The following is a 14,309-nucleotide window of genomic DNA, read 5'->3' on the forward strand; positions in this document are numbered from 1 at the left end:
ATGCCGTAATAGGCCGAAAGGTTGATGGTGGCCTTGCCTTGCGAGCCGCGTTTGGTGGTTATAATCACCACGCCGTTGGCACCGCGTGCGCCATAGATGGCCGTTGCCGAGGCATCTTTAAGCACTTGCACACTCTCAATGTCGTTTGTGTTCAGGAAGTTGATGTCGCCCACCATCATTCCGTCTACCACGAAGAGCGGGTCCGAATCGTTCAGCGTGCCAATGCCGCGCACCCTAACGGTAATTCCCGAACCAGGCGCACCCGAAAAGCTGGTTACGTCTACGCCGGCCACTTGCCCTTGCAAGGCGTGTGCCAAGGTAGAAGCCGACAGCTTGTTCACCTCTTTCATGTCTACCACCGAGATGGCGCCCGTAACGTCTTTCTTCTTTTGCGTTCCGTAGCCCACCACAACCACTTCGCCAACGGCGTTAGCCGTTTCGCTCATCGTAACGGTGATGTTTTGTTTGCCTGCTACGTTAACGCTTTGTGGGGCATATCCCACGTACGAAAACAGCAGCACGTTGTCTGTTCGGGCCAATCGCAACGAGAAATTGCCGTTGGCATCGGTGGTGGTTCCGGCTCCGCTGCCTTTTGCCAGCACCGTAACGCCCTGCAAGGCCTCATTGGTGGCAGCATCGACAACCGAACCCACGATTGTTCTTTCGCCCGTTTGTTGTGCCATCAAGCACAGGGGCGGGAGTAGCAGTGCGAGCAGCACCGCGAGATAAAACCCTTTTCCTCTCATAACGGTCATGTTATTAAGTTAAGTTTCCCCGTATCTGGGGGTGAAGTTTGATTACAGGTTGGTTCTAAAAGTCCATTACGGCTGGTTTTAAAACTCGCCTTTGTCATTGCCTTTTGGCCGCTGGTAGGTAACGTTGTTCAATGCGCGCGGCATTTAATTGTTTATGGGTATGCATGTATTGCGGGCTGTTCATGGTTCCCTACAATTGGCCTTGTGGCAGGTTAAGCGGTTGTGCCGGTGGCAACCAACAACGCTTTTACTGATTGTTTACGATGCAAAGATAAGCAAAAAGAAACCAAACGAAAGTATAGATAATGAATTTTGTTTGTTGTTTTAATATTAATTAATAGTTAGGGGCGAGAAAAGGCCTCACCCTCAGCCCCTCTCCCAGGGGAGAGGAGGGTGATGTGCTTTGCGCATTACCCGCTTGTTAACGGGTTGTTTGGCTAACTTGTTCGCTCATCAACATGTTATAGCCAAACAGAATTGTTTTTGGAAAATTGTTGTTAGGAGATTGCAAGAACAGGATAGACCTCAACGCTTGCCGCTTTATTGTTTTTGGGAAATTGTTGTTGGGAGATTGCAAGATGCGCATAGCATGGCATCAACACACTCTTACGCAGGGGGAAAGGAATACTTTGCTTTGCTTACGGCGTGCCTATAGCTTTCCAAATGCAACCCTGATTTATTATAACTTGGCTGATTGGTCAATTCGTACGTTTGTCAACTTGTTAGCTTGCCTACTCGTTCCACTCGCCAACTTGCCTACTTGTAAACCTGTAAACTCGTCAACTTGTCTACTTGTATGTTCGTCAACTCGTCAACTTGTGTGTTCGTTAGCCCGTTAATCTATTAACTCGTCAACTTGTGTTTTGTAAATTTTTCAGTACGCTTTTTAACATTGCGAGTGCCGTTTTTGCTCGCCAATCGTTAGCGGGGCGCAAAAAATCGATTCTCGCGGAGGTTTGTTTTGATGCAAAATGGGGGCAGTTGTACATGCAGGCAAAATGAATATTTATTTTAAGCAGCCGCCGTTCTCACCCGATTTTGGGCCATTTGATGCTAAATACACTGCGTTTTAGTGCAAAATACACTGCGTTTTGATGCAAAATACACTGCGTTTTGGTGCTAAATGGAGTGCGTTTTGGTGCTAAACGCAAGGTAAAATGGTGCAAAATGCAGTGCAATTTCCTGCAAAATGCCGGTCGATGTGCATAAATATCCGCTGAAATGGTATAAACAAAACCCCTCCGAGCCATTAAAAACAGGGGTAAAAAGGGCGAAATGGGCATCAAAAAGGGGCGTTTTAGGGGTAAAAAGCGGATATTTGGGCTTGAAAAATTACGGGTCGGCAACCAAAATAGAAAGGCAAAATGGTACAAAACGCAGGTTGTGTTCTTAAAATTGGCGTAATGATATAAGGTGTTGGGCTGAAAATAACGCCTAATTGCATGCAAAATGGCCGCTCGCTTCGCTAGAAGGTGGTGGCGAAGAGGATGTGTTTTGTAAAGTATGTCGTAAGGCTTTAACGTTGTGGACTTATGGATTTATGAACCTTATCGTGTGGGCTCATGAGTTTACAAGTTAAGCTTAAACGTGAATAAGGGAAGGTAACTTCCACGGAAAACAGATGGAACTATATCTCATTTATACTAATTCTTCTGAAGAAGATAAAAAAGATAGAAAAGTCAAGATGGTTTCAAGTATATTTTATCCATTGTCGTTCTATTACATTTATACTGTATCTGCTAAACATTGCAAATCCTTCATCTTTACCAAAATAAAAGACATTTTCTTATTTCCCCGATATATAACAGGAACATCCCTCACATTGAAGATTTGTTTTTTTAACTCCCGCTCTGTATCATTTGGTTTCCTAATTCGAATCATGAAATAGGCAGGATGGCTCGGAGTATCAGGATATCCTGATTGTTTCAAATGTTCGCTTGTCCACACATCGTGCTTTGTACGAACTATCCTGCATAGATTGCCAACAGTTCGTTCTCCTTTGACTTTTAATAGAAGATACTTTGCCAGGTTCCAAGGAGAATCTGCAATCTTGTCAAGCGGAATGTTAAACCATAGTTTTTCAAACGTCCATTGACGTTTTTCTTCACTACCAGCCACAGCAATCATGACCAAATCTTCGGACGACATGCCCGCTTTCTCTTCCTCTGTTACATAAGCCAATGTCCGTTGTGGTTTTGCTTTCGCAACATGCATTTCCGAACTAGCATACTTCATCAGTATGTCTTCCAAATGCTTTTTCAACAGCGAATAGCTGTTTGGCAGAAGCGGGAACGCTCCAATGTTGACACTTTCCACACTTGCACTGTAATAGCGTTTCTTGACATATTCGTCATCCCCGCGCCCTGGAAAAAGGATGTAACCACCAATTATCTCTTTTGAGCGATAAGGTTCATGCTCCTTGCTGTAATAGATAGCATCACGGTAACGATGCATCTGATTAACAGCATCGGTGGGAGGATAGTCGCCACCTGGCATTGCCATATTCTCGCTCATGTCTTGTTCCTCAAAATCAGCATCCAACTTCTTATCATTAATAACGCGATACTTTGCATCATATAGATATGTCAACACCACCTCACCCGAGGCCTTACGAATATTGAGAACGATATCCGGACGTTGTTCTGTGGTTGCCGTATTAATCCCCATGCCATACCCGTCCTTTCCACTAGAGCGGCTGAACGTATGCTGATAATGCAAGGTTACAACGTCGCCTTCATGAGCAGTTAATTCAGCTTTACGTTCATCAGTGTCTGTTTCTTCTGCTTTCGGATAATGGTATTCAACAACGTGCTCCGACGAAGACTTTTCAAACGGGTTGAGCAACGTTCCCTTGGGTTCTGTGATAAGCTGTTTGTGAGATGGTTTACCCTTGTCAATGCCCAAAACTTCAGCCACCAGTTTCTTCATCTTGATAAAACACCATAACTCATAGATTTCCCATATTTGCAAGGTGCCAATATTAGCTGCACCATTGTAGAAGTCTATCCCTCGTTTCAGTTTCAACCAGTCTTTATATATCTGTTGGTAGCCTGTTCGGTTTTGTAGCACCAAACTCTCTTGTGCCATCCCGTCAAAACGTTCAATAGACTTAAAGAAAGGGTGTTTGGCGAGTTTGTAGAGCGAAGTCTGATAGTCCTTCCACATCTGGCGATGTCTTTCAGAAAGTTCTTCCTGCGTAGCGTTGAGTATTGTCGTAATCACCGTCGAGAGTCTTTTGCCAATGGTTTGTAGTGTATGCTTGACAAAACGGTTTTCCATCGTGTTTTGAGTCGAACGCACTTCATTATAATCAAAGTAACACTCTTCCAGTTTTCCTTCTTTCTTAACTTCGCCATAACGTTCTTCCATCGTCGGTGTCCAAAACTTTATCTGTTCGGCTTTCCTTGACGTCCGATAGATGGCAATCTGCGAATGTGGATTCTGTATCACTCTCTTTACATTTTTAATGTAATCATCCACCACGCTTTGAAAAGCAGCCATCCAAGTGGCATCCGAGTTCAATCGTCCACGTGCGAATTGCTGGAGCGTAATGCTCAGATAGCGATAAATCACATCTTCATATTCCTTGTTTACCTCTCTAAGCAAAGACTTATAGTCGTTCTTGGTATCCAACTTAGGCGAAACGACATCAAAGGTAACATAGGCCTCTTTGCGAATTCCGTTCTTCTGATATGAGAAATCTAACTTGAACACTCCCGGCTCATTTATAAAGTCAAGTTCTCCTGTCAGAGATTTCTCATCTCTTCCATTCAGTTCCTCATCATAGAAGAAACTGTCTTCAACATCCTTCCGCACGTGGCGAATTTCTGGCATAGACTCTTTGTCTAAACCATGAAAGAGCAAACGCACTTGATATTTGCACGTTTCAAAGATAACCGGCCAAAGATTGTCCCACTCTTTGCTTTCAGGGAACTTAACAACAACCTTGTCATCAGTCTTACATTCTGCGATAGGGTTGTATAGGCAAAGTTTGCAGCTATCCTTCGATGTATAGCGGCAGTACTTGTCGGGTTCAACGAGTTCAGGGTTAGTAAACCGCGTATAATCGATACGTCCTTTAAACCGTTCCCATGAATAGCTGATATCCCGTGTGCGGACAATCACTTCATAGTCTGGATGAACAAATCTTAAAACCTCTTTCTGCATATGTACGAAATGTCTTTAAGGCCAGAAACGTGTGAAATCTTGATTATTCAGACGGTCTATCATTTCTTGTATTTTATCTTTGGAGGTGTTCTGTTGACCTTTAAGTTCTTTTTCACCACTTTCCACTGTTTCCTCGTCTCCCGAAACCCCATCTTTGGTTACCTTCCTAAGGTCTGGAGCAATGTTTTTCAGCCACTCCAAGCGGTCAACATAATTAACCCCCATCTTTGCCTTGTATTCTTTCGACAAAGCAAACATTTCCGTATCGCCCTCAATACGAGGAAGAACCTTCATCAGCAAAATATAATTTACAGCCTGATTGATGATGTCATCAAGTTCCTTATCATCCTTATTGTCATCAAGCATTACACCCACCATGACCGCAAGTTCGTTCAATACGCGATAACTTACCTCAAAGGGTGTTCCTTTCAAGGCATTGTTGATTTCTTCTAATCTTGCGGGTAAGATTTCAACAAGCTTTTTTGCCTCATCTGGATGTGCATCCAACACCTCGTCCGCTGTTACATATCGGCGAACGAAAGCATCCTGCCACGCTTTCTGTTCTTTCTCCGGAAGATATTCTAAGTTTTTGCTACCCCCAAACATGTTTCGCAAATTGCCGCCATTCATTTCGATTGTCATAGCTCGGTCAATAACCTTACGAGAGAATTGGTGTGTAGTGTCATCCATGTTCACAGTGCCTATGACAACAACATTGTCTGGCAAGGCAAGTCCTTCTGTTGTCAAATCTTGGCGGACACCAACCTCATCGTCAATCTCCTCTTTTTCAATAGCGTCTTTGGTATTGATACCAAACAACTTCAGATAAATAGCTTTATCTGTCAATCCCGTAGTAGCAGTTTCTCCTGTTTCAATGTTTCTGCAATGGCTCATTTCAGACAGTTCACGGAAATAACGTGCATCCACAATTACCTCTGTCTTAACGGTGCTCATATCCACCTTGCCCGTCTCGGTATCTTTTGGATGCTTGCGAGTTTCCAAAATACTTAGTATCTCCGCAAAGTATTGCTCTACTGGCGCCAAATTCATCTCGTCAAGGCAAACAAAGAACGGCACTTTGGGGTACATCTTTGCTTTCACCAAGAACTTCACAAACTTTTTGAACTGATAGCCTTTACTAAGATTACTGTAATAACCCAACAGTTCTGTTGAGTCGTGCCAATTGGGCTTCACTTCAATCATGCAATAGTTTCCTGGCGTTGTCCCGTCCTTATCTTGCAAACATTTAGGACACGACTTAAAAGCAAACTCCCTAACAATGCGGCTTTTCCCTGTACCCGAGATGCCTGCAAGAAGTATAAATGGTTTAGTGCGTATTGCCGTTAGGAAACTTAATGAAGAACTATTCTTTATCTTTGTAAGCGGCAAAATTGACAAAGAAGGCGAACCGTCAGGTTTTATTTCTGGTGCATCAATAAAATTTAAAGATATACCTATGTTCCTCGTAAGAATGTCTTGATACTTCGCAACGTCATCGACAATGCTATAAAGCAATGCAACAATACCTTTGTAAGGGCCATTAAAGAAGTACGAATAATAATTAACGAAGTTATCGTCAATTCTCACATATTTGCTATCAATGTTGAATAAGCGCATATTGCCTTTGATAATAGTCTCAACTCTACTATCACTCATGAACTTCTTTACCTTATCTTCATCAATAGCTATATCCTTTTCTTCTTGACTTAGTATCTTAACGCAACTTTCCAAGTTCTCATGTGCTTTTGAAGTCATAACATACTGAAAGAAGGCTTTTCTTGGTATTTTTCTAATTCCTTTGAGACTTAGACGCCATAGAACTTCTGCAATAAAGAGGAATGGGTAAATTCCATAATCGTCTGTAGCACGAGTGTCTGTAATTGCCTTCATGCGAATTTTTAACAACTGCTCCGTCTTGATAGCGTTGTATTCTCTTGAGCCCACAGGGTGTCTTTCCAATTCCCGAAATGCAGGGGTAGGCTTTTCCACATCGTAATGCGCTCTGCTGAAAGGTGAGGACTTTGTGAGTAGCCCCATAAGTTGGGCAACCGACAGGATTCGAACATTAGAATCGAGCCCGTTATTGGATGCTACACTTTGATAATAACTTGATGGACTTTCACCCTTAGGGGCATTATCGAAAAGTCTTACAGCTTGGTAAACATTGTCAAAACTTGCATCTTGCTTGGCAAAGTACCAAACATCATCATCTTTGAGTGTAGATAAAACTTCTTCAGCTATGCTCATATATTATATTTTTTATTAGACTTGCGATAAAAAAAGAAAGCTTGGGAGGAACTGCATTGCCGATCTGCTTGCAAATAGAAGATTTTGAACCATAAAAGACAAAATCGTCTGGAAAAGATTGTATTCTTGCTGCTTCTCTCGGTGTTATTGTTCTATTCTCTTCGGGATGGGTAAACCTACCTCCAGAGGGGGTGTCAAACCTTGTGGTTATTGTTGCAGACGGCTCGTCCCACGACATTCTACCATAAGACCCACTATGAACAGAACGTATTTCCTCTTCGAGCGAAGTCCAGTTTTGCCCTTTTTGAATTTGGCGCATTCTTCCCACAGCAGTTTCAGTATGTATTGTTGCCTTATGGTTGGTAAGAGTGTCGTTTTTTGAACATAGGTACTCTTGATAGCGGTTACATGGACGTGGATTCTCTATCATTCCATCTTCCGATGGCATTGGCAGCCCCGCTATGGCATCGCCAACAGTTACATCGTCAAAGAAAGAGGGATTTTCTGCTAAGATTTGCGTCCTTGTCAACTGCTCTAACTTTTCAAGTTCAATACTTTTATTTAATGTACCAATAACAAAAAGTCTCTCTCTCTTCTCAGGAACTCCAAATTCTATGGCTTTGACAGTTTTATAATTAATGAAGTAATGGTTGCCATCAAAGTTCGCCGGGTTTGAAAATGCACTTACAATCTCTCGAAAAATCTCTCCTTTTTTCATCGAAAGAATACCTTTGACATTTTCGAACACAAACACTTTGGGGCGTACTATCTTTACCACATTGAGATAGTGTTTAAAAAGATAATTACGAGGGTCGTCAATAAAGCCGTTTTTCCTTATACGTGCTCCAGCCATTGAAAAACCTTGGCACGGAGGTCCGCCCACAATTACCTCGGCTTCTCCTCTGGTAAAGTTGTATTCGTTGTCTACACTGCCAATGTCATCGTTCAGCATAAGCACATTTGCGTGATTCATAGAATACGTATGAGCAATTTGCTTATCTATTTCAACTGCTTTTGTTACGTGGAATCCGGCTTTCTCAAATCCAATTGAGAAACCGCCGCACCCTGCAAACAAATCTATTACGCTATTCTTCCCCATCGCTCATCCTATACTTTAGTTGGTATGCTTTGATATAATCAAGCTCGCATTGTGTTAAGCCATAAACTTCTGCTAACGTATCGTCAATCGCATTAATCTCTTCTTTACAATATTTGTGTTTATATTCATAATCACATTGTACAGTTCCTATGTATTTCTTTGTCTTTTCAAGCTTATCGAGAAGTTTTCTTGCAAGTTCCTTGAATGGTGTTAAATCAATATCTGTTCGCACCTTGATGTTGCCAAGCTCCTTACCAGTGATATGCCAACAATCAGAAACGACGATCCAAAAGAAAAAAAACAGACTTGAATTCAATATGCAAATGACGTATGGCTGAAATTCTTTTGAGAAACAATATGCCTTGTACTCATTTGAGCCTGGATTCTTGTCAAAGGCCTTCATCCAAAATGTGCCACGCATATTGAGATAGACATTCTTGCCATTATTTTTAGAAACTTGAAGTTTCAAAAGTTCTGCCTCTTCTTTACTTTTTATGATTTTATCAAAGATAGATTCTTCTATCTTATTGCCTATTTTAGGTATATAGCTGTCAATCTCATATTTTGAAGGATGTACTTTGCATTCATCAAACAGGTTTATCCGCTCAGATTTATACCAATAATAATAGTTTGAAGAGTATGTTTTGCACTTCTTCCTGCCCTTTACAGCTAAGAGTATTGACAACTTTTGATGAACTTGTACGAATAGGCAGTCGGGTCTGTCTGCAAAGTTAATAACCATCATCTTTTTAGATAGGTCTTTAACTTCTTTACGCAACCTCTTCATTCGTGGAGTTGAGACAAAAGATAAAGGAATGATATATGCCATCACTCCATTGCTGGTAAGTTGCCCTAGAGAATTAAAGACAACATTTGCATATGTGTTGCTGAGAAGTATAGGTGGGCGTTCATCTAATTTCCCATATTCAATATATGGGGGATTACCTATAATGATATTGTATGATTTTTCGGACATGGCAGACCGCACGTAGTCAACTGTGGTAAAGTTGCTTACCAACGTTGTTGCAGCCTTATTAAATGACTTTAAATCAGAAAGCAATGGCACAACAAAAAGGAACAATCGTACCATAGCAATTTCTGTTGAAAGCTTATCTATGTCATTACCATGAATAGTAGCCAACAGTTTCAATATCAACGCATCGTTTAATTCTCCTTTTTCCTCAAGGATAGAAACCTTAATCATGAGAGCCGCTAAAAGGAATTGCCCTGTTCCACAAGTCGGGTCAAATACAGACGCTTTCAACAAGGCGTTAGTAGAATTTCCATTCGCCGCCAAAATAAGTTTTACACAATCGTCCAAGGGGAATACATTGGACATGTCATTTTGAATAAAGTTGAGAAATGCATTACCAATTATATATTGAACGACATCATCATCTGTATAGAAAACGCCCTTGACCTTACGCTTGTTGGTTTTTTCATTTAATGATGCAGCCTGTAATTGAAACTCAGTAATGTCAAGGCTATCAGTACATAAAACGTCTATGGGCTCGTCTATAATGGTGGCTAAGGCATTTAATACGGCATGCTCTTTCTCCGTATTATAAGAAAATGAATTTAATACACCCCTTATCAACCGCTTTAAATTGCTAAGTAAATATGAATTTAACATGCCAAGATGTTTACTTTGTTTCCTGCGACAGCAAATGTCGTTTATATTCTCTCACAAATAGTTCCCTTATATCAACATCTAAGAGATCTGCAATTCTCAGCAAGTTACTAAGATCGGGTTGAGAAGAGTTTGTACACCACTTTGACACTGTGGTTGGATTCACGCCTAGCTGTTCTGCCAACCATTTACTAGTTCGTTTCTTCTCTACGAGGAGAACCTTAAGGCGATTTATATCTTCCATCTCTTTGAGTTTAATGGCGCAAAAATAATGAAAAAGATTCACTTACTATGTAACACTCCGAAGAAAGTTGCACTTTATCACTCTTTTTTGTATTGCTTATGAGCTGATGAACTTATGAACTCACAAACTTGTTAACTCACAGATTCATCAATTGGCAGTCTTGAAAATTTACAAAACATGCCTTGCTCATCGCTCTTTTCTAGCGGAAATAATGGCTAGAAAGCTGTCAGTTTGCTGTAATTTTCAGCCTTGCGGATTTCTTCTTTAGTCCAATTCCAACCCGTTGCCAGAATAAAATCGAATCAATAAATACAGATAAAAGTTGCACATGCCGTTGTTTTTCAACAATTTAGTGACAGTAAACCCATTAAGTTTAAATCATCGCATGTATGCAACTATTCAACAATAACGTCACTCCACTCCACGCCCTCCTTGGGTGGTCTATTTTCCTTAGCTTTCGTCCTATATTGTGGCACATCCTCCTTTTTATTCAACAACTATGATTTAGCTGCGCTTTTATTTGCGTAATCCAAATGTTTTTTGTACCTTTACAATTATGAAAGAGACAGTTACGGACATATCGGCAATGCTTAAAAGCTTGACATCTCAGGTGCAGTCAATGCAAGAGACCATTGACGCCCAGCACACGGAGATAGCCAGCCTCAACCGTAACATAAACAGGTTGACCAACGAGAACCGCATCTTACGGAAACGCCTTTCCAAATATGAAAGCCCTGACAAGAACTCGAACAACAGCAGCACTCCCCCTTCTAAGGAAAGCATGAAAGACGAGGTGGTGCGTCGCACCAAATCACTGCGTACCCCAAGCGGCCTTAAACCTGGCGGCCAGCCGGAGCACGAGGCACGCGGCAAGGAGATGGTCGAACATCCCGATGCCATAGAGGAGCGCATGAGTGAATACTGCCGCAACTGCGGGCGGGACCTGTCGTGCGTCGAAGGCGAATTGGACTATGTGAGCCAAGTGGTGGATTTGCCTGCCGTCGCTCCCATAACAACGGAATACCGGCATTACAAGAAAACATGCACGTGCGGATGCTGCAACAAGGGCTACGCCCCTCGCCGCCGCGGCAGCCAAATAACTTTTGGCAGGAACATCAAGGCGATCGTAACTTACCTCAACGTGGTGCAGTGTGTCCCCTTCGAAAGGTTGGCCTCCCTGATGGACGAGGTGTTCTCCGTCCACATGAGCCAGGGTACGATAGCGAACTTCGTACAAGAGACGTTGAGGAAGTCGCGGCCGGCCATCCAGTTGCTTGAAAATCTGCTTAAGCAATCGCCAGTCGTCGGTTTTGACGAGTCGGGCTGCTACAACAACAAGCGGCTGGATTGGGCCTGGATAGCACAGACGGCGTACATAACGCTCTGTTTCCGCGCCACCGGCCGTTCCTCAAAGGTTCTTGAAGAGAGATTTGGAGACGCGTTGCAACGGATGGTTGCCGTAACGGACAGGCACAGCGCTTATTTCGTGCTCGACTTTCTCAACCACCAAGTGTGCCTTGCCCACCTCTTAAGGGAGCTTGAGTACCTGACGGAACTGGATGAAAGTCAACGTTGGTCAAAGGATGTGACCAACCTGCTTCGTGCCGCCATCCACCAAAGGAACGTGCAACCGGAAGAGACCGTTGAAAAGGAATCCTGGACCGACAGGCTTGACGAATTGCTCAAGGCAAATTTGCTCCACTTGAATGACAAGTTTGAAAGGCTGAGGAAAGGGCTCGTAAAATGTAGGGACTACATCTTCAACTTCTTAGAAAATCCCATGATACCTCCCGACAACAATGCAAGCGAAAGGGGAACCCGAAAACTCAAAATAAAACAGAAGATATCAGGGACATTCAGGGCAGACAAAGGAGCAGACGCCTTCTTTGCCATACACTCTATTGCCGATACTGCGTGGAAAAATAAACAATCGCAACTGCAAGCCATTAGTACCATCCTTTCATTATAAGGGACTACAAAAGGAAAGTATGCGAGATTGCTGAATAGTTATTATGGAGAAATCTAAATCAAATGAACCTAGCGAATTGAAAGATGTGCGAGGGGCTCTTGATATCGTAATGGACAAGAAGGTAAGGGAATATCATGTTAACATAGAAACAAAATACATCGCTGAAGACAGGCGGCTGATTGAATGCTCGTCGGATATGAACGTTACCATCGACTTTCTGCACATTTCCGAAGGTCGCAACATCATGGATGTGCATATAACCAGACGAGAAAACAATTATGGTTTGACGGACATGCCAGAAGAATACTTGCAACTGAGGGACCAAGTGAACGACATACAAGCGTACTTGACACTGGCCATAGACCGCTACGGGCGCATAAAAAGCGTGCTGAAATATGACGAGTTGTACACCAAATGGCAGGACGTAAAGAGCCGCATGAACCCTAACTCGAACGGGATGGCGAAGATTATGCACGATGGCGACGAGGTATATGGCATGGGAGCGGCACACTTTGCAAAACAACTGAACAAAGCCACGCTGTATAAGGCCTTGGGGATGGGACTGTTTTCGTTTGAGAAAGCAACAGGCAATAGAGAGTGCTGGGGATGGAGAACAACATCCATCCTGATTCCCACAATGGGCATCGACTTGAATATCATTCGCGATGAAATGGTACACGACCCTTACGCCCCGACGACCTTACAGGTTTTTAAGAACAAAACTGCCGAATCTAATGCCCACAAGATGGAGGCTAAGTTTCTTAGTTTGTTTCCTTTCTTGAAGAAACAAATGGGAAAATATCGGGTGCAGTTCATGTGTACCGTTACTAGAGATGCCTCGCATGGTTGGCCTGTCTCGATAGAGTGGGACATGTCCGAGTATGTTTCGCCCGTTTCGGCAGACGTGGTTTGTAAGATAGAACTAGTTTAGAAATAATAAAGGCATGGGTACCAGTAGATTTTTATGCGGCTTGCACCAATGGTAGTAGAAAGAAATGAGGTGCAGGAAGAAACAACAAAAAGGCCAGGACACCCCATCCAGAGAAACCACAAAAACAGACAGGCAAGGTTTATCTATTGTAAATTTAGCGTGCGCAACATAAACACAACTGATGAAACGGCCTTCAAAATAAATAAGGCAGGCTTATAATCATTAAAGCAGAACCACAAACAAAATGGAGATATATGAAATTAAAGCATAAATTTAAAGTTGGCTCTTCATTCACGTGTTGCGGCATACCTTTTCGAATTATCGTACTCGTAATGCTTATTCCGAGTATGTTGGCATATTATCATACTGGCTTTACGTCGGTAAATCGCAATCTTCCCACTAAGTCTGGTGTGGTAAATTGGGTACACACCACTAATACAGGGTCTGGTTGGAAAACAACCTTTGTATTGGAGGACGACAGTTTGCACGCTTATTCGCAATACTACGAAACGCTTTCAAGGATTTTTCTTTTGTTTCCACCGACATTTAAGGTAGACAGGCACCACATTCATTTCGGAGACACCATAACCTTTTATCTTTCTCAAAAGCAAGACCAAGACGAAGACGAAGACAATGCGTTTAATGACGACAGGATTGTTTACACGGAAGGACTGATTATCAATGGCGAAACAATAGCTAGTCCTGTTGTCGTTTCGTTCACGCGTCCTTGTCTTGATACCTTAGGGGCAGCGGTTGGAATCCTGTTTTACTTAACAATAGCACTGTTTATTGCAGACTATCGTCGGTGGCATCGGCAGAAAAAGAACGGTGCGAAACTAACTGAGTTTTTCTCTAACAGAAACTGTTTCATCCAATAGAATGGTAGGCAACGCACAGACAAGTTGGGCGGTAGGGAGCTATATGGCATTTATACCGATGCCGACGAAAAGATGAGAAAGAGAAAAGTTAAGATGCCGTCAAGCAAACGAAAGATGAACAGGAAGCGAAGGAAACGGCTTAAAATAGTTGACAAGCTGCGTAACGAACCGACTGGGGTTTAAAGAGCAGTGGCGCATATCAAGATGATGGCGATGTCTAAGGCCAAAAGGAAACCGTAAAGCACTCGGCCAGAAAAAGCCGAACTTTTCTTGTATTGATGATTCAACAACAACCAAGAAAGTGCAAATAAGACGGCACTGACCAGATAATACAATGTGTATTGAATGGCCGTGGGATGATGAAGCTCTGCATCTTCCAACCCTATAAA

General features: G+C 42.6%; 10 protein-coding genes. 3 read left to right on the forward strand and 7 right to left on the reverse strand.

The window, feature by feature from the left end; translation table 11 throughout:
* From HMPREF0670_RS15800 to HMPREF0670_RS10395, 6 genes are all read right to left on the reverse strand, one after another.
* A partial coding sequence (locus HMPREF0670_RS15800) for a TonB-dependent receptor plug domain-containing protein (protein ID WP_232213905.1) occupies positions 1-746 on the reverse strand: 746 nt, incomplete at its 3' end.
* A 1,734-nt stretch (positions 747-2,480) separates the two neighbouring features.
* Positions 2,481-4,922 carry a DUF2357 domain-containing protein gene (locus HMPREF0670_RS10375; protein ID WP_044078136.1) on the reverse strand — a complete coding sequence of 814 codons (2,442 nt, stop codon included), beginning with the start codon at positions 4,920-4,922 and terminating at the stop codon, positions 2,481-2,483.
* 15 nt (positions 4,923-4,937) lie between these two features.
* Entirely contained in the window at positions 4,938-7,169 is a 2,232-nt protein-coding gene (locus tag HMPREF0670_RS16735) for an McrB family protein (RefSeq protein WP_198009297.1), read from the reverse strand.
* Positions 7,156-8,268, reverse strand: coding sequence for a DNA cytosine methyltransferase (locus tag HMPREF0670_RS10385; protein ID WP_009231116.1), 1,113 nt, complete (start codon positions 8,266-8,268; stop codon positions 7,156-7,158). The genes HMPREF0670_RS16735 and HMPREF0670_RS10385 overlap by 14 nt, the downstream gene beginning before the upstream one ends.
* A complete protein-coding gene (locus HMPREF0670_RS10390) occupies positions 8,255-9,901 on the reverse strand; it encodes an Eco57I restriction-modification methylase domain-containing protein (protein ID WP_009231117.1) in 1,647 nt (548 codons plus the stop codon). The genes HMPREF0670_RS10385 and HMPREF0670_RS10390 overlap by 14 nt, the downstream gene beginning before the upstream one ends.
* Before the next feature lie 10 nt (positions 9,902-9,911).
* Positions 9,912-10,142, reverse strand: a complete 231-nt coding sequence (locus HMPREF0670_RS10395) for a helix-turn-helix transcriptional regulator (RefSeq protein ID WP_044078137.1) — start codon at positions 10,140-10,142, stop codon at positions 9,912-9,914.
* A gap of 556 nt (positions 10,143-10,698) precedes the next feature.
* Between HMPREF0670_RS10395 and tnpC the strand changes: the two genes are divergently transcribed.
* From tnpC to HMPREF0670_RS10415, 3 genes are all read left to right on the forward strand, one after another.
* The gene (gene tnpC / locus HMPREF0670_RS10400; protein ID WP_009231119.1) at positions 10,699-12,111 is read left to right on the forward strand and encodes an IS66 family transposase; all 1,413 of its coding nucleotides are present in this window, start codon (positions 10,699-10,701) and stop codon (positions 12,109-12,111) included.
* Positions 12,112-12,154: 43 nt separating this feature from the next.
* Entirely contained in the window at positions 12,155-13,042 is an 888-nt protein-coding gene (locus tag HMPREF0670_RS10405; protein WP_009231120.1) for a hypothetical protein, read from the forward strand.
* A gap of 347 nt (positions 13,043-13,389) precedes the next feature.
* Positions 13,390-13,920: a hypothetical protein gene (locus HMPREF0670_RS10415; protein WP_232213906.1), complete on the forward strand. Its 531-nt coding sequence runs from the start codon at positions 13,390-13,392 to the stop codon at positions 13,918-13,920.
* 179 nt (positions 13,921-14,099) lie between these two features.
* Here the strand turns inward: HMPREF0670_RS10415 and HMPREF0670_RS17130 are convergent.
* Positions 14,100-14,309 (reverse strand): hypothetical protein (locus HMPREF0670_RS17130; protein ID WP_232213907.1); only part of this gene is annotated, 210 nt, incomplete at its 5' end.

The sequence above is a fragment of the Prevotella sp. oral taxon 317 str. F0108 genome (genome assembly GCF_000162415.1).
In the GTDB taxonomy this organism is placed as follows: domain Bacteria; phylum Bacteroidota; class Bacteroidia; order Bacteroidales; family Bacteroidaceae; genus Prevotella; species Prevotella conceptionensis.

Excerpts from the sequence above, each read along its gene's own strand:
- HMPREF0670_RS10405 (WP_009231120.1), top strand. The coding sequence starts at position 12,155 with ATGGAGAAATCTAAATCAAATGAACCTAGCGAATTGAAAGATGTGCGA.
- HMPREF0670_RS10385 (WP_009231116.1), bottom strand. The coding sequence starts at position 8,268 with ATGGGGAAGAATAGCGTAATAGATTTGTTTGCAGGGTGCGGCGGTTTC.
- HMPREF0670_RS10395 (WP_044078137.1), bottom strand. The coding sequence starts at position 10,142 with ATGGAAGATATAAATCGCCTTAAGGTTCTCCTCGTAGAGAAGAAACGA.
- tnpC (WP_009231119.1), top strand. The coding sequence starts at position 10,699 with ATGAAAGAGACAGTTACGGACATATCGGCAATGCTTAAAAGCTTGACA.
- HMPREF0670_RS16735 (WP_198009297.1), bottom strand. The coding sequence starts at position 7,169 with ATGAGCATAGCTGAAGAAGTTTTATCTACACTCAAAGATGATGATGTT.
- HMPREF0670_RS10375 (WP_044078136.1), bottom strand. The coding sequence starts at position 4,922 with ATGCAGAAAGAGGTTTTAAGATTTGTTCATCCAGACTATGAAGTGATT.
- HMPREF0670_RS10390 (WP_009231117.1), bottom strand. The coding sequence starts at position 9,901 with ATGTTAAATTCATATTTACTTAGCAATTTAAAGCGGTTGATAAGGGGT.
- HMPREF0670_RS10415 (WP_232213906.1), top strand. The coding sequence starts at position 13,390 with ATGTTGGCATATTATCATACTGGCTTTACGTCGGTAAATCGCAATCTT.